The 19804-nt window shown below is 47.8% G+C and carries 16 protein-coding genes, 3 tRNA genes, 4 rRNA genes and 1 riboswitch; of the genes, 3 read left to right on the forward strand and 20 right to left on the reverse strand.

Annotation, left to right across the window (positions count from 1 at the left end; all coding sequences use genetic code 11):
* Position 1 precedes the first annotated feature (1 nt).
* From thiS to QMG91_RS18000, 12 genes are all read right to left on the reverse strand, one after another.
* Positions 2-211 carry a sulfur carrier protein ThiS gene (thiS, locus tag QMG91_RS17945; RefSeq protein WP_281828036.1) on the reverse strand — a complete coding sequence of 70 codons (210 nt, stop codon included), beginning with the start codon at positions 209-211 and terminating at the stop codon, positions 2-4.
* Positions 208-981 carry a HesA/MoeB/ThiF family protein gene (locus QMG91_RS17950; RefSeq protein WP_281828037.1) on the reverse strand — a complete coding sequence of 258 codons (774 nt, stop codon included), beginning with the start codon at positions 979-981 and terminating at the stop codon, positions 208-210. Before QMG91_RS17950 ends, thiS begins: the two co-directional genes overlap by 4 nt.
* Positions 965-2182, reverse strand: a complete 1218-nt coding sequence (locus tag QMG91_RS17955; RefSeq protein WP_281830480.1) for a thiamine phosphate synthase — start codon at positions 2180-2182, stop codon at positions 965-967. The genes QMG91_RS17950 and QMG91_RS17955 overlap by 17 nt, the downstream gene beginning before the upstream one ends.
* A complete protein-coding gene (gene thiC / locus QMG91_RS17960) occupies positions 2179-4119 on the reverse strand; it encodes a phosphomethylpyrimidine synthase ThiC (protein ID WP_004407669.1) in 1941 nt (646 codons plus the stop codon). The genes QMG91_RS17955 and thiC overlap by 4 nt, the downstream gene beginning before the upstream one ends.
* A 145-nt stretch (positions 4120-4264) precedes the next feature.
* Positions 4265-4383, reverse strand: a riboswitch (TPP riboswitch).
* Between the two features lie 50 nt (positions 4384-4433).
* Positions 4434-4817, reverse strand: coding sequence for a fluoride efflux transporter CrcB (crcB, locus tag QMG91_RS17965; RefSeq protein WP_004407667.1), 384 nt, complete (start codon positions 4815-4817; stop codon positions 4434-4436).
* A gap of 199 nt (positions 4818-5016) precedes the next feature.
* Positions 5017-5133: ribosomal RNA gene (rrf, locus tag QMG91_RS17970) — 5S ribosomal RNA — on the reverse strand.
* A 50-nt stretch (positions 5134-5183) separates the two neighbouring features.
* Positions 5184-5259: transfer RNA gene (locus QMG91_RS17975), tRNA-Thr, on the reverse strand.
* A 69-nt stretch (positions 5260-5328) separates the two neighbouring features.
* A 5S ribosomal RNA gene (gene rrf / locus QMG91_RS17980) occupies positions 5329-5444 on the reverse strand.
* 94 nt (positions 5445-5538) lie between these two features.
* Positions 5539-8422: ribosomal RNA gene (locus tag QMG91_RS17985) — 23S ribosomal RNA — on the reverse strand.
* A gap of 311 nt (positions 8423-8733) precedes the next feature.
* Positions 8734-8809, reverse strand: a tRNA-Ala gene (locus QMG91_RS17990).
* 41 nt (positions 8810-8850) lie between these two features.
* Positions 8851-8927, reverse strand: a tRNA-Ile gene (locus QMG91_RS17995).
* Between the two features lie 102 nt (positions 8928-9029).
* A 16S ribosomal RNA gene (locus QMG91_RS18000) occupies positions 9030-10580 on the reverse strand.
* The 16S, 23S and 5S rRNA genes sit together here with 3 tRNA genes alongside, the layout of an rRNA operon.
* Positions 10581-11068: 488 nt before the next feature.
* Between QMG91_RS18000 and QMG91_RS18005 the strand changes: the two genes are divergently transcribed.
* The gene (locus tag QMG91_RS18005; protein WP_281828039.1) at positions 11069-11623 is read left to right on the forward strand and encodes a gamma carbonic anhydrase family protein; all 555 of its coding nucleotides are present in this window, start codon (positions 11069-11071) and stop codon (positions 11621-11623) included.
* A 252-nt stretch (positions 11624-11875) separates the two neighbouring features.
* Here the strand turns inward: QMG91_RS18005 and QMG91_RS18010 are convergent, their stop codons facing one another.
* The 4 genes from QMG91_RS18010 to QMG91_RS18025 all read right to left on the reverse strand — a co-directional run bounded on the left by QMG91_RS18010 (position 11876) and on the right by QMG91_RS18025 (position 14575).
* The gene (locus QMG91_RS18010) at positions 11876-12142 is read right to left on the reverse strand and encodes a DUF1488 family protein (RefSeq protein ID WP_281828041.1); all 267 of its coding nucleotides are present in this window, start codon (positions 12140-12142) and stop codon (positions 11876-11878) included.
* Positions 12143-12146: 4 nt separating this feature from the next.
* A complete protein-coding gene (gene aroE / locus QMG91_RS18015) occupies positions 12147-12977 on the reverse strand; it encodes a shikimate dehydrogenase (protein ID WP_281828043.1) in 831 nt (276 codons plus the stop codon).
* A gap of 100 nt (positions 12978-13077) precedes the next feature.
* Complete coding sequence (gene hemF, locus QMG91_RS18020; RefSeq protein ID WP_281828045.1) at positions 13078-13995, reverse strand: oxygen-dependent coproporphyrinogen oxidase; 918 nt, start codon at positions 13993-13995, stop codon at positions 13078-13080.
* Positions 13996-14017: 22 nt separating this feature from the next.
* Positions 14018-14575, reverse strand: a complete 558-nt coding sequence (locus QMG91_RS18025; RefSeq protein WP_223095383.1) for an L-threonylcarbamoyladenylate synthase — start codon at positions 14573-14575, stop codon at positions 14018-14020.
* A 191-nt stretch (positions 14576-14766) separates the two neighbouring features.
* Here QMG91_RS18025 and purE point away from each other — a divergent pair, with 191 nt between their 5' ends.
* On the forward strand, positions 14767-15252 hold the full coding sequence (gene purE / locus QMG91_RS18030) for a 5-(carboxyamino)imidazole ribonucleotide mutase (RefSeq protein WP_223095385.1): 486 nt from the start codon (positions 14767-14769) through the stop codon (positions 15250-15252).
* 5 nt (positions 15253-15257) lie between these two features.
* Positions 15258-16385: a 5-(carboxyamino)imidazole ribonucleotide synthase gene (locus QMG91_RS18035; protein ID WP_223095387.1), complete on the forward strand. Its 1128-nt coding sequence runs from the start codon at positions 15258-15260 to the stop codon at positions 16383-16385.
* A gap of 45 nt (positions 16386-16430) precedes the next feature.
* Here QMG91_RS18035 and QMG91_RS18040 read toward each other — a convergent pair whose 3' ends face one another.
* From QMG91_RS18040 to QMG91_RS18055, 4 genes are read right to left on the reverse strand one after another with little or no spacing between them, the layout of a single operon-like run.
* A complete protein-coding gene (locus tag QMG91_RS18040) occupies positions 16431-17000 on the reverse strand; it encodes a DNA topoisomerase family protein (protein ID WP_281828047.1) in 570 nt (189 codons plus the stop codon).
* Between the two features lie 11 nt (positions 17001-17011).
* Positions 17012-17485 carry a DUF494 family protein gene (locus QMG91_RS18045; RefSeq protein ID WP_004406478.1) on the reverse strand — a complete coding sequence of 158 codons (474 nt, stop codon included), beginning with the start codon at positions 17483-17485 and terminating at the stop codon, positions 17012-17014.
* 2 nt (positions 17486-17487) lie between these two features.
* Positions 17488-18591 (reverse strand): DNA-processing protein DprA, encoded by a 1104-nt coding sequence (dprA, locus tag QMG91_RS18050; protein ID WP_281828048.1) that lies wholly within the window; start codon positions 18589-18591, stop codon positions 17488-17490.
* Position 18592: 1 nt separating this feature from the next.
* The gene (locus QMG91_RS18055) at positions 18593-19687 is read right to left on the reverse strand and encodes a LysM peptidoglycan-binding domain-containing protein (RefSeq protein ID WP_022597304.1); all 1095 of its coding nucleotides are present in this window, start codon (positions 19685-19687) and stop codon (positions 18593-18595) included.
* Between the last annotated feature and the right edge of the window lie 117 nt (positions 19688-19804).

A 19804-nucleotide genomic window follows, 5' to 3' on the forward strand; every position in this document is an offset into this window, starting at 1 on the left:
ATTAACCTCCTGCTATTGCTTTAAAAACGACGACGTCATCACCTGCATTTAGGAAGGTTTGATCCCACGTTGTTTTTGGTTGAACTTCTTGGTTGATTGCCGCAGCAATTCCTTTAAGTTCGATGTTTTTGCTTTCCAGCAAACTGGTCAGTGTTGTGCTTGATTCAGCTTCTTCCGACTCACCATTAAATGTAATTGTAAAAGTACTCATTGTTCTTCCTGAGTATCTGAGTTTGTATTGCAAACAGGGCAAGCCGGGTCTTTGGCGACCTTGAGCTGATGAAATTGCATTGAAAGTCCATCAAACAAAGTGAGTCTGCTTTCCGCGGCTTTTCCTGTTGTAATAATTCTTATGGCAGTAAGCGCTTGATGAGTACCAATGATTCCCACAACCGGTCCAACAACACCGGCATCGGAGCAGCGCATGTTGGGTTGCGATTCATTGATAGGATATAGACAGTGGTAACAAGGTTGTGAATCCTGATACAAAAACGTAGAAAGCTGACCATCCCAACCTATTGCGGCTCCGGAGATAAGCGGTGTTTTTGATTTCATGCAAGCAAGATTAACTGCTTGCCTGGTTTCAAAGTTGTCGCTGCAATCCAGAACTAAGTCGGCCATCATACATTCCAGTTCGAGTTGGCTTCCCTCGAGCCGCTTGTTTATGGTTCTGACTTTAGTTGATGCGTTGAGACGTGCGATGGCTTTCTTCGTCGCTTCTACTTTTGGTAGACCTACTTCGTTTTCCGTGTACAGAATCTGTCTTGGAAGATTGCTAATTTCTACCGTGTCTCCATCAGCGACAACAAGGTTGCCAACACCGGAGCAGGCTAAATGCTGTATTGCAGAACAGCCAAGCCCGCCACATCCAATGACCAGCAATCGCGCTTTTTTCAGCTTACTCTGCCCAGTATCACCAATCTCTGGAAGAGCGATCTGTCTTTGATAACGGAGAAATTCTGAATCAGAAATCGGAGCCACTCTTTTGCCTGCTACTCATCAAGGTGTGAAACTGTCCGATCACTTCTTTTGGATCGTCGCTCAGCGTAATCGCTCTAACTACAGCTAAACTCGAAACGCCACACTTCCATACGGATGGAGCACGTTCCAGATCAATTCCACCTATTGCTACTGTTGGAAAAGTCCCTACAAGCTTTTGGTATAGTTCGAGTCGAACCAGCCCTTGGGGTCTTGAAGGCATGACCTTAGTCGTCGTTGGGAAGATATGCCCGAGTGCAATGTAGCTCGGATTGACCTGCTTGATTCGCAAGATTTCGTAATAGCCATGAGTAGACAACCCAATACGTAGCCCTGCATCAGCAATGTCATCAAGCTCTGCTACTTCCAAATCTTCCTGACCAAGATGCACGCCGTAAGCACCATGCTTGATGGCTAGCTGCCAGTAATCATTGATATAAACCTGAGCATCATACTGCTGCCCCAGCTCTATTGCCTCTTTCACCTTTGACTCAAGGTCTGGGTCTTGTGAATCCTTGATTCTCAGCTGGACGGTTTTTACACCCAGCTCAAGCAATCTAGCAACCCACTCTACCGTATCGACTACTGGGTATAGTTTTAGTCTTTCGGAATCTGTAGACGGGAACTGAATATCACTCTCGACGTTCCAACCTACATCAATATTCAAAAGGCTATCAGATAGCACCGGAACAGGAAAAGCTTCGAGATTCAAAGGCCATGTTTCACGTGAAACATCGTCACGGACTGCCGCTCGAGCAATAACTAATGCGTCCTCAATAGGAAAATCAATGACCAAAGCCGTCAGTAGCCAAGCGACATATGACTCTTGTTCTTGCTCATTGAGTGGCGAACCTTCAAAAGCAATCGCTCGGTTTGTACCTTCATGAGCCCATAAGTCGACCAACTGAAAATCATGGTAGACATCCAGTAGTAGCAAATTAGCCTGCTTAGACAGATCAGAAATTGCCAGAGGCGAAGCCTGACCAGAAGCAAAGCGACAAACAAAATCGGCGTCGCTTTCTCCTTCACCAAGAAACAGTGTTGTCGTCCTGTCATCAACATGGCACTGAACAAGTGGAGTTGGGCTAATGCCCAACTCGATATCGGAAATATCAAATCCCTGCTCTTTCGCTAGCAATAAGCACGACTGCACCAAACCCGTAAGATGTACTTTATCTTGCGGAAGAAGTAGCTGTGGCATTATTCCTCCAAAACGCTTTGCTTAGCGGGATGGTAAAGTTCCGACCCTGATGCCTTAAATTCCTCAGACTTCTGGCGCATGCCCTCAAGTGGGTCATCTAGCATTTTGATCTCAATTGCCTGATCGAGCGCAACCTGTTTTGTGTCTTTTGCGTATTCACGGACTTCCTGAGAAATCTTCATAGAACAGAACTTAGGTCCACACATAGAACAGAAGTGCGCAACTTTTCCAGACTCTTGAGGAAGAGTTTCATCGTGGTAAGTACGCGCTGTATCCGGGTCTAGAGCCAAGTTGAACTGGTCTTCCCAGCGGAATTCAAAGCGAGCCTTAGAGAGTGCGTTATCACGAATCTGCGCACCAGGGTGACCTTTAGCCAAATCAGCGGCATGAGCGGCGAGTTTATAAGTGATAAGACCGGTTTTAACGTCTTCCTTGTTTGGCAGACCTAAATGTTCTTTAGGCGTCACATAACACAACATGGCACAGCCGTACCAACCGATCATGGCGGCACCGATCCCTGAAGTGATGTGGTCGTAGCCAGGTGCAATGTCAGTTGTCAGTGGCCCAAGTGTATAGAATGGCGCTTCATGACAGTGCTTAAGCTGCTCGTCCATGTTCTCTTTGATCATGTGCATTGGGATATGACCCGGACCTTCAATGATCACCTGCACATCGTATTCCCAAGCAACCTTAGTCAGCTCACCCAAAGTTCTTAGCTCAGAAAACTGAGCTTCATCGTTTGCATCGGCAATGGAGCCAGGACGAAGACCATCACCCAGTGAAAGCGCTACGTCGTACTTCGCACAAATTTCACAGATTTCACGGAAATGCGTGTACAGGAAACTTTCCTGGTGATGAGCCAAACACCACTTAGCGATGATTGAGCCGCCACGAGAAACAATACCTGTGACTCGCTTAGCCGTCATCGGAACATAACGAAGCAACAATCCAGCGTGAATGGTGAAGTAATCAACCCCCTGCTCCGCCTGCTCGATAAGGGTGTCTCTCATCACTTCCCAGTTGAGGTTTTCTGCGATACCGTTCACTTTCTCAAGCGCCTGATACATTGGAACCGTACCAATCGGAACCGGGCTGTTACGCATGATCCATTCACGTGTTTCGTGAATGTTTCGACCGGTTGAAAGGTCCATAACCGTATCGCCACCCCAGCGAGTTGCCCAAACCAGCTTTTCTACTTCTTCTTCAATTGAAGAGGTGACCGCAGAGTTACCAATGTTGGCATTTACTTTAACCAGGAAGTTTCGACCAATGATCATTGGTTCTGATTCAGGGTGGTTAATGTTGGAAGGAATGATGGCACGACCTTCTGCCACTTCTTTACGAACAAACTCTGGGGTGATTTCTTTCGGTAAGTTCGCTCCAAAGCTTTCACCTGGATGCTCGATATTCAGTTGCTCATCCGCAAACTTACGACGCTGCATGTTTTCACGAATGGCGATGTATTCCATCTCCGGAGTGATGATGCCTTGGCGCGCATAGTGTAGCTGTGTAACACACTGTCCCTCTTTTGCACGGCGAATTTTTGGAAGGTTTCCGTAACGAAGCTCGTCAAGCGTATCGTCTTCAAGGCGCTCTTTAGTGTAGACCGAGCTTACATCTGCGAGGATTTCTGTATCGGCACGCTCTTCAATCCACTTCTCTCGCAGTTTTGGCAAACCGCTGTACAAGTCGATGTCGTAATTTGGATCAGTGTAAACACCGGAGGTGTCATAAACGCGAATTGGGTCATTCGGCTCGAATATAGGGTCTTTCTTCGTACCACCAACCAGGCTATCAGCCAGGCTGATTTCACGCATTGGGACCTGAATATCACTGCGTGAACCTTCTACGTAGACTTTATGAGAGTTTGGATAGGGTTGGGTCGACAGATTATCAATAAACTGTTTGGCTTCCAGTCTCGCTTGCTTGCGATTCGACATAGCATTTTTCCTTGCATCATTATTTTTGAGGGCATAACCCTAGGAAGAAAATGCTTGACGGATTGTTGTGACAAGAGGGCAGTGAGCAGATAAAACAAGTTCGTGCTCAACTGTAAATCAGATAGATCTCGATTGTATTCGAGTGATGGTATCTTCTCTTGTTCCCTTCGCAGGTATTAGCCTGATCAGGTTCAACGGATCCCGCTACGCGGTCTCAGCTCATTACTTAACACGCTACGTGTTCGAGCACTCCGACAAGTGAAGCCAGTATAAGGGAAAGGTTATGTCAAAACCAAGACTAAAGGTAAAAAAGATTAACTTTTAATCAACAATTGAAAACCGATCCAGGCAGCAGAGATACTGAGAATAACATTTAACAAAACATTCAGACCCATCTTAAAAAAAGCGCCCTGCTGCATCAGTAAAACATTATCCATAGAGAAAGTTGAGAACGTGGTCAGCGCTCCCAAGAAACCTAACCCGATAATCTGTCTCCAGGGCTCTGTGGCAAGACTTCCATTCTCAAACGAGGCAATGAGCATTCCCATCGCTAAAGAGCCCACAACGTTCACTGTGAGCGTCCCATAGGGAAAACCTCGCCCAAATAAACTTGCACATAACTCCGACACCAAAAATCGTGAGCAGGCACCAAATGCACCACCTAGTGCAATAAAGCCAAGAACGGATAATTGTCCCATCTTCCCCTATCCTTCATTTGAATATTGCGATTATTCTATCTCTATATACACAAAAAATTGTTTTTATTTTCGGATACATTGAGACACGAAGAGTGTGAGATATTAAAAGTTACAGGAGTCACTTTTGGTGACTTGAAACAAGTTTTTATGATGTAGAAACGAAAAAGCCCTGATCGGCTGATCAGGGCTTGGAAATTGAACCTGGCGATGTCCTACTCTCACATGGGGAAGCCCCACACTACCATCGGCGCTATTGCGTTTCACTTCTGAGTTCGGCATGGAAATCAGGTGGGTCCACAATGCTATGGTCGCCAAGAAAATTCTTTTTTGTTTCAGACTGACTCACAATCTGTAAACAATAATTAATGGTGCTAGTACCCAGATTTGAACTGGGGACCTCACCCTTACCAAGGGTGCGCTCTACCAACTGAGCTATACCAGCACATTCAATTCTTTTATGCTATGGATTAAAAAAGCCCGTTCTTGCAAACGGGCTTCTTTTAAATTTAAAGCCTGGCGATGTCCTACTCTCACATGGGGAAACCCCACACTACCATCGGCGCTATTGCGTTTCACTTCTGAGTTCGGCATGGAATCAGGTGGGTCCACAACGCTATGGTCGCCAAGCAAATTCTTTAATCTGGAAAGCTGTTTTTAGTTCTGATTCTTACACATTCAATCTGTTCTTATCTGAGTCCACTCAAAACCCCTTGGGTGTTGTATGGTTAAGCCTCACGGGCAATTAGTACAGGTTAGCTCAACGCCTCACAACGCTTACACACCCTGCCTATCAACGTTCTGGTCTCGAACAACCCTTTAGGATACTTAAAGTATCAGGGAAGACTCATCTCAGGGCTCGCTTCCCGCTTAGATGCTTTCAGCGGTTATCGATTCCGAACTTAGCTACCGGGCAATGCCATTGGCATGACAACCCGAACACCAGAGGTTCGTCCACTCCGGTCCTCTCGTACTAGGAGCAGCCCCCTTCAATCTTCCAACGCCCACGGCAGATAGGGACCGAACTGTCTCACGACGTTCTAAACCCAGCTCGCGTACCACTTTAAATGGCGAACAGCCATACCCTTGGGACCGACTTCAGCCCCAGGATGTGATGAGCCGACATCGAGGTGCCAAACACCGCCGTCGATATGAACTCTTGGGCGGTATCAGCCTGTTATCCCCGGAGTACCTTTTATCCGTTGAGCGATACCTTCCATTCAGAACCACCGGATCACTATGACCTGCTTTCGCACCTGCTCGAATTGTCATTCTCGCAGTCAAGCGGGCTTATGCCATTGCACTAACCACACGATGTCCAACCGTGTTTAGCCCACCTTCGTGCTCCTCCGTTACGCTTTGGGAGGAGACCGCCCCAGTCAAACTACCCACCAGGCACTGTCCTCACTCCCGATAAGGGAGCCAAGTTAGAACATCAAAGCTACAAGGGTGGTATTTCAAGGACGGCTCCACGCAATCTGGCGACTGCGTTTCAAAGCCTCCCACCTATCCTACACATGTAGGTTCAATGTTCAGTGCCAAGCTGTAGTAAAGGTTCACGGGGTCTTTCCGTCTAGCCGCGGGTACACTGCATCTTCACAGCGATTTCAATTTCACTGAGTCTCGGGTGGAGACAGCGTGGCCATCATTACGCCATTCGTGCAGGTCGGAACTTACCCGACAAGGAATTTCGCTACCTTAGGACCGTTATAGTTACGGCCGCCGTTTACCGGGGCTTCGATCAAGAGCTTCGTCCGAAGACTAACCCCATCAATTAACCTTCCGGCACCGGGCAGGCGTCACACCGTATACGTCATCTTACGATTTTGCACAGTGCTGTGTTTTTAATAAACAGTTGCAGCCACCTGGTATCTGCGACTCTCGTCAGCTCCATCCGCGAGGGACTTCACCGATAAGAGCGTACCTTCTCCCGAAGTTACGGTACCATTTTGCCTAGTTCCTTCACCCGAGTTCTCTCAAGCGCCTTGGTATTCTCTACCCGACCACCTGTGTCGGTTTGGGGTACGATTCCTTACAATCTGAAGCTTAGAGGCTTTTCCTGGAAGCATGGCATCAATGACTTCACTACCGTAGTAGCTCGACATCGTGTCTCAGCCTTAAAGAGAGCCGGATTTACCTAACTCTCAAGCCTACGCACTTGAACCTGGACAACCGTCGCCAGTACCACCTAGCCTTCTCCGTCCCCCCATCGCAATTGTAAGAAGTACGGGAATATTAACCCGTTTCCCATCGACTACGCTTTTCAGCCTCGCCTTAGGGGTCGACTTACCCTGCCCCGATTAACGTTGGACAGGAACCCTTGGTCTTCCGGCGAGGGAGTTTTTCACTCCCTTTATCGTTACTCATGTCAGCATTCGCACTTCTGATACCTCCAGCAGCCCTTACAGACCACCTTCAACGGCTTACAGAACGCTCCCCTACCCCGCATACAAAGTATGCAGCCGCAGCTTCGGTGTATTGCTTAGCCCCGTTACATCTTCCGCGCAGGCCGACTCGACCAGTGAGCTATTACGCTTTCTTTAAATGATGGCTGCTTCTAAGCCAACATCCTGGCTGTCTGAGCCTTCCCACATCGTTTCCCACTTAGCAATACTTTGGGACCTTAGCTGGCGGTCTGGGTTGTTTCCCTCTCCACGACGGACGTTAGCACCCGCCGTGTGTCTCCCGGATAGTACTTACTGGTATTCGGAGTTTGCAAAGGGTTGGTAAGTCGGGATGACCCCCTAGCCTTAACAGTGCTCTACCCCCAGTAGTATTCGTCCGAGGCGCTACCTAAATAGCTTTCGGGGAGAACCAGCTATCTCCAGGTTTGATTGGCCTTTCACCCCTAGCCACAAGTCATCCGCTAATTTTTCAACATTAGTCGGTTCGGTCCTCCAGTTGATGTTACTCAACCTTCAACCTGCCCATGGCTAGATCACCTGGTTTCGGGTCTATATCCAGAGACTGAGCGCCCAGTTAAGACTCGGTTTCCCTACGGCTCCCCTAGATGGTTAACCTTGCCACTGAATATAAGTCGCTGACCCATTATACAAAAGGTACGCAGTCACCCCGAAGGGCTCCTACTGCTTGTACGTACACGGTTTCAGGTTCTATTTCACTCCCCTCACAGGGGTTCTTTTCGCCTTTCCCTCACGGTACTGGTTCACTATCGGTCAGTCAGTAGTATTTAGCCTTGGAGGATGGTCCCCCCATATTCAGACAGGATATCACGTGTCCCGCCTTACTCGATTTCACTTGAAATGCGCTGTCGGTTACGGGGCTATCACCCTGTATCGCGCTCCTTTCCAGAAGCTTCACCTGACGCATAAAAAGCTTAAGGGCTAATCCAATTTCGCTCGCCGCTACTTTCGGAATCTCGGTTGATTTCTCTTCCTTCGGGTACTTAGATGTTTCAGTTCCCCGAGTTCGCTTCACTGAGCTATGTATTCACTCAGCAATACTTACTTATGTAAGTGGGTTTCCCCATTCGGAAATCCCAGACTCAAATGACTCTTACTGTCTTATCTGGGCTTATCGCAAGTTAGTACGTCCTTCATCGCCTCTGACTGCCAAGGCATCCACCGTGTACGCTTAGTCACTTAACCATACAACCCCAAGAGGTCTTGTATGTTCAAACAACCAAGGTTTGTGTCTCTCATTATTGAATGAGCGAGAGACATTCGATTTTGCCGGACTCAAATATAAACATCACAAGGATGTTTCCAAGAACACTTGAATGTGTGTTGGTACCTAATTCATAGAATTAGGATTTGAGAACTTTTAATTGAATAACAACGCTTATCCGTAGATAAGGGGATTGTTGCTATTCGTCAGCTTTCCAAATTGTTAAAGAGCTAATCACTTCGTAAGGAAGTAACCATTTTTAAATATTCTGTATCAAGAAAATACTTAAAGATGGTGGAGCTAAGCAGGATCGAACTGCTGACCTCCTGCGTGCAAGGCAGGCGCTCTCCCAGCTGAGCTATAGCCCCATAAAGATTCAATGTCTGACCCGCTATCTTTGGGAAGATAGTGGTGGGTCTGAGTGGACTTGAACCACCGACCTCCCGCTTATCAGGCGAGCGCTCTAACCAGCTGAGCTACAGACCCAACATTGCTCTTAACGTTATAAACCGTACCAATCTGTGTGAACACTCATCGCGACTTATTCGTCTTCACTTTGAAAAGTAAAAACAAACTATCCGTATCGTATAAGGAGGTGATCCAGCCCCAGGTTCCCCTAGGGCTACCTTGTTACGACTTCACCCCAGTCATGAACCACAAAGTGGCAAGCGTCCTCCCGAAGGTTAAACTACCTGCTTCTTTTGCAGCCCACTCCCATGGTGTGACGGGCGGTGTGTACAAGGCCCGGGAACGTATTCACCGTGGCATTCTGATCCACGATTACTAGCGATTCCGACTTCATGGAGTCGAGTTGCAGACTCCAATCCGGACTACGACGCACTTTTTGGGATTCGCTCACTCTCGCAAGTTGGCCGCCCTCTGTATGCGCCATTGTAGCACGTGTGTAGCCCTACTCGTAAGGGCCATGATGACTTGACGTCGTCCCCACCTTCCTCCGGTTTATCACCGGCAGTCTCCCTGGAGTTCCCACCCGAAGTGCTGGCAAACAAGGATAAGGGTTGCGCTCGTTGCGGGACTTAACCCAACATTTCACAACACGAGCTGACGACAGCCATGCAGCACCTGTCTCATAGTTCCCGAAGGCACCAAAGCATCTCTGCTAAGTTCTATGGATGTCAAGAGTAGGTAAGGTTCTTCGCGTTGCATCGAATTAAACCACATGCTCCACCGCTTGTGCGGCCCCCGTCAATTCATTTGAGTTTTAATCTTGCGACCGTACTCCCCAGGCGGTCTACTTAACGCGTTAGCTCCGAAAGCCACGGCTCAAGTACACAACCTCCAAGTAGACATCGTTTACGGCGTGGACTACCAGGGTATCTAATCCTGTTTGCTCCCCACGCTTTCGCATCTGAGTGTCAGTATCTGTCCAGGGGTACCGCCTTCGCCACCGGTATTCCTTCAGATCTCTACGCATTTCACCGCTACACCTGAAATTCTACCCCCTCTACAGTACTCTAGCCTGCCAGTTTCAAATGCAGTTCCGAGGTTGAGCCCCGGGCTTTCACATCTGACTTAACAAACCACCTGCATGCGCTTTACGCCCAGTAATTCCGATTAACGCTCGCACCCTCCGTATTACCGCGGCTGCTGGCACGGAGTTAGCCGGTGCTTCTTCTGCAGCTAACGTCAAAATGCGCATCTATTAAATACACACCCTTCCTCACTGCTGAAAGTGCTTTACAACCCGAAGGCCTTCTTCACACACGCGGCATGGCTGCATCAGGCTTGCGCCCATTGTGCAATATTCCCCACTGCTGCCTCCCGTAGGAGTCTGGACCGTGTCTCAGTTCCAGTGTGGCTGATCATCCTCTCAGACCAGCTAGGGATCGTCGCCTTGGTGAGCCTTTACCTCACCAACTAGCTAATCCCACCTGGGCATATCCTGACGCGAGAGGCCCGAAGGTCCCCCTCTTTGAGCCGAAGCTGTTATGCGGTATTAGCCATCGTTTCCAATGGTTATCCCCCACATCAGGGCAATTTCCCAGGCATTACTCACCCGTCCGCCGCTCGACGCCGTTGTCGTTCCCCGAAGGGTCAGACAACTCGTTTCCGCTCGACTTGCATGTGTTAGGCCTGCCGCCAGCGTTCAATCTGAGCCATGATCAAACTCTTCAATTTAAGATTTTGGTCGGCTCAATGAATACTGATTACATTACATAGTAATGTTTGAATTGACTGTGCCGGTATTGCTACCGATTGGTCACTCAGTTCATTGAAACCTAAATCGATACCGAAGTATCTATTTGGATTATCATCAACGAGTGCCCACACAGATTGATAGGTCTATATTGTTAAAGAACATTGATTTGAGCTCTGCTCAAATCGGACGGCTATTTTAGCGAGATAAACATTTGTGTCAAACACTTTTTTCAGTTTATTTCGTTTGCTTTTCAGCATTCTAATCTAACCTCTGACTCGCTCGGTTTCTTTCGAAGCCATCCCGTGTCAGCGAGGGGGCATTATAGAGATCGGCATCACATTGGCAAGTGCTTTTTGATGTTTTTTTTGATTTCTAAATCGTTTGGGTGTTTTTTATTCAAAAGAGTGTATTTTCACTACTCTTCTATCGATTTTTGCCCTTTAATCGCCTTAGTTAAGGAGAAATTATGAGCTCAATGAGAAGTTATAAGGGTATTTGCCCAAAAATTGGTGAGGGCGTCTATATAGATAGCAGCTCAGTTTTGGTTGGCGATATTGAAATAGGAAAAGATGCCAGTATCTGGCCTTTGGTTGCTGCACGAGGGGATGTGAACCATATTCGCATTGGTGATCGCACCAACGTACAGGATGGGTCTGTTCTACATGTTACGCACAAGAACCCTGAGAACCCCGAAGGTTACCCTCTTATTATTGGTAACGAGGTGACGGTTGGACACAAAGTGATGCTTCACGGATGTACCATTGGAGACCGGGTACTGGTGGGGATGGGTGCGATTGTTTTGGATGGCGCGACTATTCAAGACGATGTGATGATTGGAGCGGGCAGCTTAGTGCCACCAAACAAGGTATTGGAAAGTGGCTACCTCTATGTCGGTAGCCCCGTAAAGCAAGCTCGACCACTAACTGAAAAAGAGACTGCGTTTCTTAAAAAGTCCGCCAGCAACTACGTACGGACTAAAAATGAATATCTTACAGAAGTAGAAGACATTAGGGTCTGTTGACCTTTCGCGGTTAAATTTTGTTCGAGTTCTATGCGTTTTAATCGCGGCGCAAGGTCTTTCGCTTAGTCAATCTAAGTAAATACCTTGCAACAAAGAGTAAAACACATAGAAACGAACCCTTTGGGCAGCATTTGTGGCTCCTTTCTACTGCGTTACCGCTTATTGATGTAGAGCGACTACACCGAATAAGCGCTGCCTTGTATAAAGAAGCCACAAATCGCTGCAAAAATCATCTCGAAAGGTTAACAGACCCTAACAAGTAATGACGATATTACCGTTACTGTCGTAGTCTTCATCTTCTATTAAAGATTCAGCAAGTTCTTCTATCTCGAAGCGATACTGTGAGAATAATGAAAGAGCTTGCTGTTCTTCTTTGATCTCTTCTTTACTGATCTCTTGAATCATTTCCAACGACACCAGACATTCAATCAACATACCTGATTGCTGGGCAGGAAAACGAATCGCTTGATTCTCTTCATCCCATGTCTGCATGTCTGGAAATAAAATCGACTGATTCACTGAGTTATCCTTCTAAATTTTTTCTTAGTTCTCTTAAGATTTGCTTAGTACCCGGTCTTAACCCACGCCAAAGCATAAAGCTTTCTGCCGCTTGCCCAACCAACATTCCCAACCCATCGTAGGTCTGAGCTACACCTTTGTCTTTTGCCCATTGATTAAATGCAGTAAGACCTTGCCCATACATCATGTCGTAGCTCACGGTGTGTTTATCAAATATTTCCGGGCTAATAGCAGGTAAATCACCGCTCAAGCTGGCTGAAGTGGAATTGATAACAACATCGAAGGAGGTTTGGATCTCTTCCATTGGCACTGCCTGAATGGCACCAAACTCTTTGAACATTTCTTCTAATCTTTGGGCTTTAGAAAAAGTGCGGTTAGCCACCACGATGTTTGCAGGGGACTGATCCAGTAACGGCTTGATAACACCACGCGCCGCACCACCAGCGCCAATAATCAGTATTCTCGCGCCTTTGAGGGGAACCTGATACTGAAGCAAGTCCTGAACGAGACCTTCTCCGTCGGTGTTGTCGCCAATGATTTCTCCATCGTCGAGCTTTTTCAGTGTATTCACTGCACCCGCGAGTTGTGCTCGTTCGGTCAATCGATCAGCAAACTGGTAGGCGTCCTCTTTAAATGGAACCGTGATATTGCAACCTCGACCTCCATTTGCAAAAAACTCTTTTGCGGACTCAACAAAGCCACCAATAGGTGCCTGCATGGTTGTGTAGGTGAGCGATTGATTCGTTTGCCGGGCAAAAAGTGTATGAATAAAAGGGGATTTGCTGTGCCCGATGGGGTTGCCAAATACTACGTACTGATCGATGTTTTGCGTCATTTCCTTGCCTGCAAAAATAGAAATAGGGTCGTTTTAACCGACCCTATCATCATACCCAGATAGCCTCAAGCCATCGGACTCTCGCATTTATGACTGCAATCTACCAATCTCTGGGCTTTAGGTAATTTTGGCACAAATCGTCTTCGTGGGTACCAGGTTCAACCTGATAGTCGTATTCCCATCGAGCCAATGGCGGCATGGACATTAAGATGGATTCAGTACGCCCACCGCTTTGCAATCCAAACAGAGTACCTCGGTCGTAAACCAGGTTGAATTCAACATAGCGCCCGCGTCGGTAAAGCTGGAATTGACGCTCTCGTTCACCAAACTCTGTCTCTTTTCGGCGCTCGATGATTGGAAGCAGCGCGTCGGTGTACCCTTCCCCTACGGCTTTGATGTATTCAAAGCTTTTATCGAATCCCCATTCATTCAGATCATCAAAAAACAATCCGCCGACGCCACGAGTCTCGTTTCGGTGAGGTAGGAAGAAATATTCATCACACCACTTTTTGTGCTCGGCATAGACGTTTTCACCAAACGGCGCACAGATTTCTTTAGCGGTATTGTGCCAGTACTGGCAATCTTCTTCGAACGGATAGAAAGGAGTCAGATCAAAGCCACCACCAAACCACCAGATGGGGTCGTGACCTTCTTTCTCTGCAATGAAAAAGCGTACGTTAGCGTGGGACGTGGGTATGTAAGGGTTATTTGGGTGCATCACTAAAGAGACCCCCATAGCTTCGAATTTTCGTCCTGCCAGTTCAGGGCGATGAGCGGTCGCAGAAGCTGGCATTTCTCGACCAGAGACATGAGAAAAGTTGACACCACCCTGCTCAAAAACCTGACCACCCGTCATCACACGAGTTCGACCACCGCCACCTAACCGCTCGGTAGATTCACGATGCCAGATGTCTTCTTTGAACACCGCCTTACCATCCGCGTCTTCCAGCTTCTGGCAAATGGTGTCTTGCAGACTCAATAAAAAGTACTTTACTGCATCTTTGTTTATCTCTGACATCGTATGTTCCTTTGTTCGCAGGTTACCCCTGTCTTAATACTTGGGAAGTCAAAGCGTCACGAATTTCACTTGGCTTCTCGCGTCCACCCGTTTCGCCTTCCAGAATCGCCACTAAATGATCGCCCAGTTGAACCTGAACTTCCTGAAAAGTCATGCATGGAGGCTCACCTGTCAGGTTGGCGCTGGTAGAGGTTAGCGGTTTACCGAACGTCTCGCAAAGTTTTTGAACCAGAGGGTGGTCAGTTACGCGTACCGCAATTGAGTCAAACTGACCCGAAAGCAGGTTTGACAGCTCTGGCTTCGCTGGCATCACCCAGGTAACAGGACCTGGCCAGGTCGCGAACACAGCCGCCTTTGCTTCTTCGCTTAGTGCGCTCTCATCTACGTAAGGCTTTAATTGATCAAAATTTGCAGCAATAAGAATCAGCCCTTTTTCGACCGGGCGTTTCTTAAGCTCTAGCAGCTTCATAATGGCTTCAGCATTGTCAGGGTCACAGCCCACACCAAATACGCCTTCCGTAGGGTAAGCAATCACTTCGCCATCGCGCAGTGCTTGAACTGTGTTTTCAAAATTGGTCAATTTGAGGCCCTTTTACTTAACATTTGAACAATAGTGTACAAAGAGTTTACACGACCACTCAAAGTAATTTGCCGGGAAACTGTATCAAACCTTAAAACGAATTTGCGCAAACGTTTTCCTTAATGTCATTTCTACGTATAATGCGCGCAAAATATCCGCTCACCCAATAAAAGCGCTGAAGGAGTTTTGAGATGCAAGTCGGTATTATTATGGGTTCTAAATCTGATTGGCCAACCATGAAGCTAGCAGCAGAAATGCTGGATCGCTTTGGTGTTTCTTATGAAACGAAAGTGGTTTCTGCCCACCGTACACCGCAACTATTGGCCGACTACGCCAACAGCGCAAAAGAGCGTGGTATCAAGGTTATCATCGCCGGAGCTGGCGGTGCGGCTCACCTGCCGGGTATGGCTGCAGCATTCACAAGCTTACCGGTTCTAGGTGTTCCGGTTCAGTCTCGTGCTCTGAAAGGCATGGATTCTTTGCTTTCTATTGTTCAGATGCCTAAAGGTATCGCAGTAGGTACGCTGGCAATCGGCGAAGCCGGTGCTGCAAACGCTGGTATCCTAGCAGCACAAATCATTGGTACACACAATGAAGATGTGATGGCAAAAGTTGAAGCTTTCCGCCAAGAGCAAACAGATACGGTTTTGGCTAACCCGAATCCAGCAGAGGATTGATACCCATGCACGTTCTAGTCTTAGGTGCTGGTCAACTGGCTCGAATGATGTCTTTGGCTGGTGCGCCTCTGAACATTGAAATTTCCGCTTTTGATGTGGGCTCGGAAAACATTGTTCATCCGCTAACTAACCAGGTTACTGGCAGTGGGTTAGCCAATGCGATAAACCAGGCGGACGTGATTACGGCTGAGTTCGAACACATTCCTCATGATGTACTGGATGAGTGCGAGAAAAGCGGCAAATTCTTCCCGACTACCGATGCCATCAAAGCAGGTGGTGATCGTCGCATCGAAAAATCTTTACTCGATAACGCTGGCGTTAAAAACGCCAAGTACTTTGTGATCAACACCAAAGCGGCCTTTGAGCAAGCCATCGAACACGTTGGCATTCCAATGGTGCTGAAAAGCACGCTTGGCGGTTACGACGGTAAAGGACAATGGCGCTTAAAAGACAAAGCGCAGGCAGAGGCGATTTGGCAGGAAATGTCTGAATGCATCGCAGAAACGCCAAACCAAGCCATCGTGGCAGAAGAGTTTGTGCCATTTCAGCGTGAAGTGTCATTAGTTGGCGCTCGAAATGCGGCAGGCGAAATCGCAATCTACCCGCTGGCAGAGAACGTTCATACCGATGGTGTACTTACGCTTTCGACGGCAATTGATGATAAAGCTTTGCAAACCCAGGCAAATAAAGCGTTCACGGCGGTTGCCGAATCACTTGGCTATGTTGGTGTTTTGGCATTGGAATTTTTCGATGTAAATGGCGAACTGCTGGTTAACGAGATCGCGCCTCGTGTTCACAATTCTGGTCACTGGACTCAGCAGGGTGCGGAAACCTGCCAGTTCGAGAACCACTTACGTGCTGTGTGTGGGTTGCCTTTAGGCAGTACGGAGCTTGTGCGTCCGACATCTATGGTCAACATCTTAGGTGAAGACCAAGTACCAGAAAGTGTTCTGGCGATGCCAGAGTGTCACGTTCACTGGTATGGCAAGGAGAAGCGTGCAGGTCGTAAAATGGGACACATCAATGTGTGCGCAGGCAGCGACGAAGCGTTGAAAGCGGCACTGGTAAAGCTTGCAAGCATATTGGATGCCGATGCCTTTCCCGCTTTAAAGGAAAGTGCTCAAGCTTTGTAACACGTAATTACTCGTAAAAAACGGCACTCATATGAGTGCCGTTTTTTATTGAATTTGCTCTTTCTGACACTTCCGATTCGCACACACAACTTTTGCGCCGGACGCCAGTTTCTTCTCTACTAATAGTGAGTAATTACATTCGCTGCACGTCCCGATAACCGGTTTGTGATTCACGGCAAACTTGCACTTAGGGTAGCTGCCGCAGGCATAAAACATTTTGCCGTAGCGAGATTTTCTTTCTACTAAATGCCCGGTTTTGCATTCTGGGCACGCTATCTCGTCTTCGGGAACTTGCTCTTCCTTTGGTGCATCCAGAGATTCTATGTGATGACATTCGGGGTAGCTGCTGCAACCAATAAACATGCCATATCGACCCTGCCTTAATACCAGCTCACTGGCACATTTTGGGCAAGGTACGCCAAGCTCTTTAACGACGTGACCGTCATTCTGATTAAGGTTACGAATGTAGTCGCAAGCAGGGTATTGGTTACACCCTAGGAAAGGACCATGTTTGCCATGGCGCAAAGACAATTCTCCGCCACATTGAGGGCACGGCTCTGTTTCCAGTGCATGCTCATGGGCAGAGAAAAGTTGTGCATCGATTTTACCGCTCATTCACTCCACCGTTAATGAAGAATACCGCTCTCCGTAGTATACAGGAGCTCCTCCATCTGGGTGTAGGCGTTTTCATTGCCAGGTACGTTAAACAGCACCATCAGCACAATCCATTTCAGATCGTCGAGCTGGAAATCGTTGGTTTCCAGCCCCATGACACGGTCAATGACCATTTCACGGGTTTCAGCGGTTAGTACTTCGACTTGCTCAAGGAACATTAGGAATCCGCGGCATTCCAGGTCTAAGCGTGACATTTCGGTACGAGTGTAAATACGTACCGACGTAGCTGCACTGGTTCTCATGGCGGATTGTGCATCGCTTTGCTGCAGCGCTGCCAAGTCCTCTAACCAGTTCAGGGCTTTGTAGATCTCTTTTTGATGGAATCCCGCTCTCAGGAGCTCATCTTCCAACTCATCTTGATCGACCATCAATTCCGCATCGCTGTGGATGTAGGTCTCGAACAAATACATCAGTATGTCCATCATAGTTAGCCCCTCCCCTTTCGAATATAGCCACCAGGTACTGCAACAATATGCCCTGAAAGCTCAAGTTCCAGTAGTTGCATCATGACTTCATGCACAGGTATATGGGTCCGCTCTGCAAGAATATCAACGGGTGTTGCTTCTATTCCTACGTTAGCCATTAGTTCGGGAAATGGCAATTCTTCTTGCTCGGCTTCTTCACTAAATATAGATGTTTGTTGAGAAAACGACCAAGAAACTAAATTTTCAACTTCCTGGAGGATATCTTGGGAGGACTGAACCAAGCAGGCACCTGATTTGATCAACGCATTACCACCTCGGGCATTGGGGTTATGAATTGAGCCCGGTAAGGCAAAAACATCGCGCCCCTGCTCTGCGGCATAGCGGGCAGTAATGAGTGAGCCACTGCGCTCTGCCGCTTCTACGACAAATACACCTACCGATAATCCACTAATTATTCGGTTACGACGGGGAAAATGTTCAGGACGAGGTTTGGTGTTCGGGCGAAATTCCGACACCAATGCCCCTTGCTCGACAACTCTGGCGGCGAGCTTTCGATGCCTTGCAGGGTAAATACACTCCAACCCGGAGCCCAATACGGCAACAGTTTTTCCACCTCCTTCCAGTGCCCCATCATGAGCGTACCCATCTACACCCAAAGCCAGGCCGCTGGTCACAACCAGCCCATTACCTGATAGGTCTTTAGCGAAGGCTTTTGCGGTTTGCAGTCCTTCGATACTGGCGTTTCGACTGCCCACCATTGCAATTTGTGGTGCACTCAAAGACGACACATCACCTTTCACAAAGAGTGCGGTGGGCGGTGAAGGGACTTCTTTCAACAGAGGTGGATAATCAGTATCCAGCAAAGTAAGAATGTGGTGGGAATCAGAAACCGCCTCCCACTCAAGACTCTCATCCACTTCTGGGTGGGATTGAGCTTGTAGATAAGCGATCTGTTTTGGTTTAAGACCGATGGCTTGCCAGCGCTCCGGACCGGAAGACAGTATGTTGACGGGAGAATCAATAGCGAGCAATCGAGTCAACGACTGGCCGCCTAATTGTGGGGTGAAACTTAAGGTCAGCCAGGCTCGTAACTCATTGTTCGTCATGTCAGGTATTGGAGTCCTCTTCCTCTGTCGTTTCCTTTAACAAAGGGGAAAGACCTAATGTCTGGGTATGAATGGGCGCTTTGCTTCGGGTGATCAATGCAATACTGAACGAATCATAAGGTCGAATGACGATCATTTCGCCAACAGATACGTCGGGCAGTTTCTCGCTCAGCCAGCCATCGTCGACAATGTAATTGCCACGGCTGCCTGAAACACCCAGCCCTTCTTCCCATAAATCAAACATGGTGCCCTGTTCAACGTTATCGTTCAGACCGCGATCGATGATCACTACCTGATTTCGACCAATGTACTTGCTGCCTTCAAGCGCACCTAAAATAGAGGCTGAAACGTTCTTCGGTGCAGGCTCTGGATAAAAAGTGTTGGATAAAGAAAAGCCTTCTTTGGTCAGCAATGGTAGTGCAATGTCGTTAGACAGAATCTCTTGCTGCTGCGTTTCCACCTGCAGCGCACTGAGTTTTTCTCCTGCTTCTAGCAAGGTGGCAGTGGCAACCATTTTCAAAGAAAGAACTTCTGCTCCGGTATCGCTGCGACGATATTCCTGCACAGCTCGGTATATTCCCCAGTTTTTCTCATCGGTAGGACCATCAATGAAAAGTTGATCATGTTTACTAAGGAAACGGCGCCCATCCTGTGTACCCACTACACGCATAGCGTTATCTACCACCTCTTCTGTCACCAGACGATCGGAGTTGATGTAAGGTAAAACCAGCCCTTCAGGCAAGGTTGGAACGGCTTGTTTGTCGATGATACGAGCTTTAGGGGAGAGAGTGAGCAGCGGCTTCAGGCTCAGCATTGGCTGACCATTTCGCCAGACCAGTGTGAGTTTATCGCCAGGGTAGATTAGATGGGGATTATCAATGTCAGGGTTGATTTGCCATAAACGCGGCCAAAGCCAAGGGCTATCAAGGTACAAAGCCGAAATATCCCAAAGGGTATCGCCTTTTTTTACCTCGTAGGTTTTAGGTGCATTTTCCTTAACCGATAAAACATCACCTTTTGCAAGGACACCATGTGCCACAACACATGTTATTATAGCTAAAGAGGTACGACCTAACTTGGCCACTAATCCTTTCATAACCCCAGTTTCCCTATCCAATATTGGCTAGGATGCTGTCATTTAGGTTATAAAATGTCTAGAATTGAGCCAGCTAGGTTTTAGCTGTTTCGGCACAGTTCAATATTTCGAGTGTAT

Source organism: Vibrio nigripulchritudo (genome assembly GCF_027924785.1).
Lineage (GTDB): Bacteria > Pseudomonadota > Gammaproteobacteria > Enterobacterales > Vibrionaceae > Vibrio > Vibrio nigripulchritudo.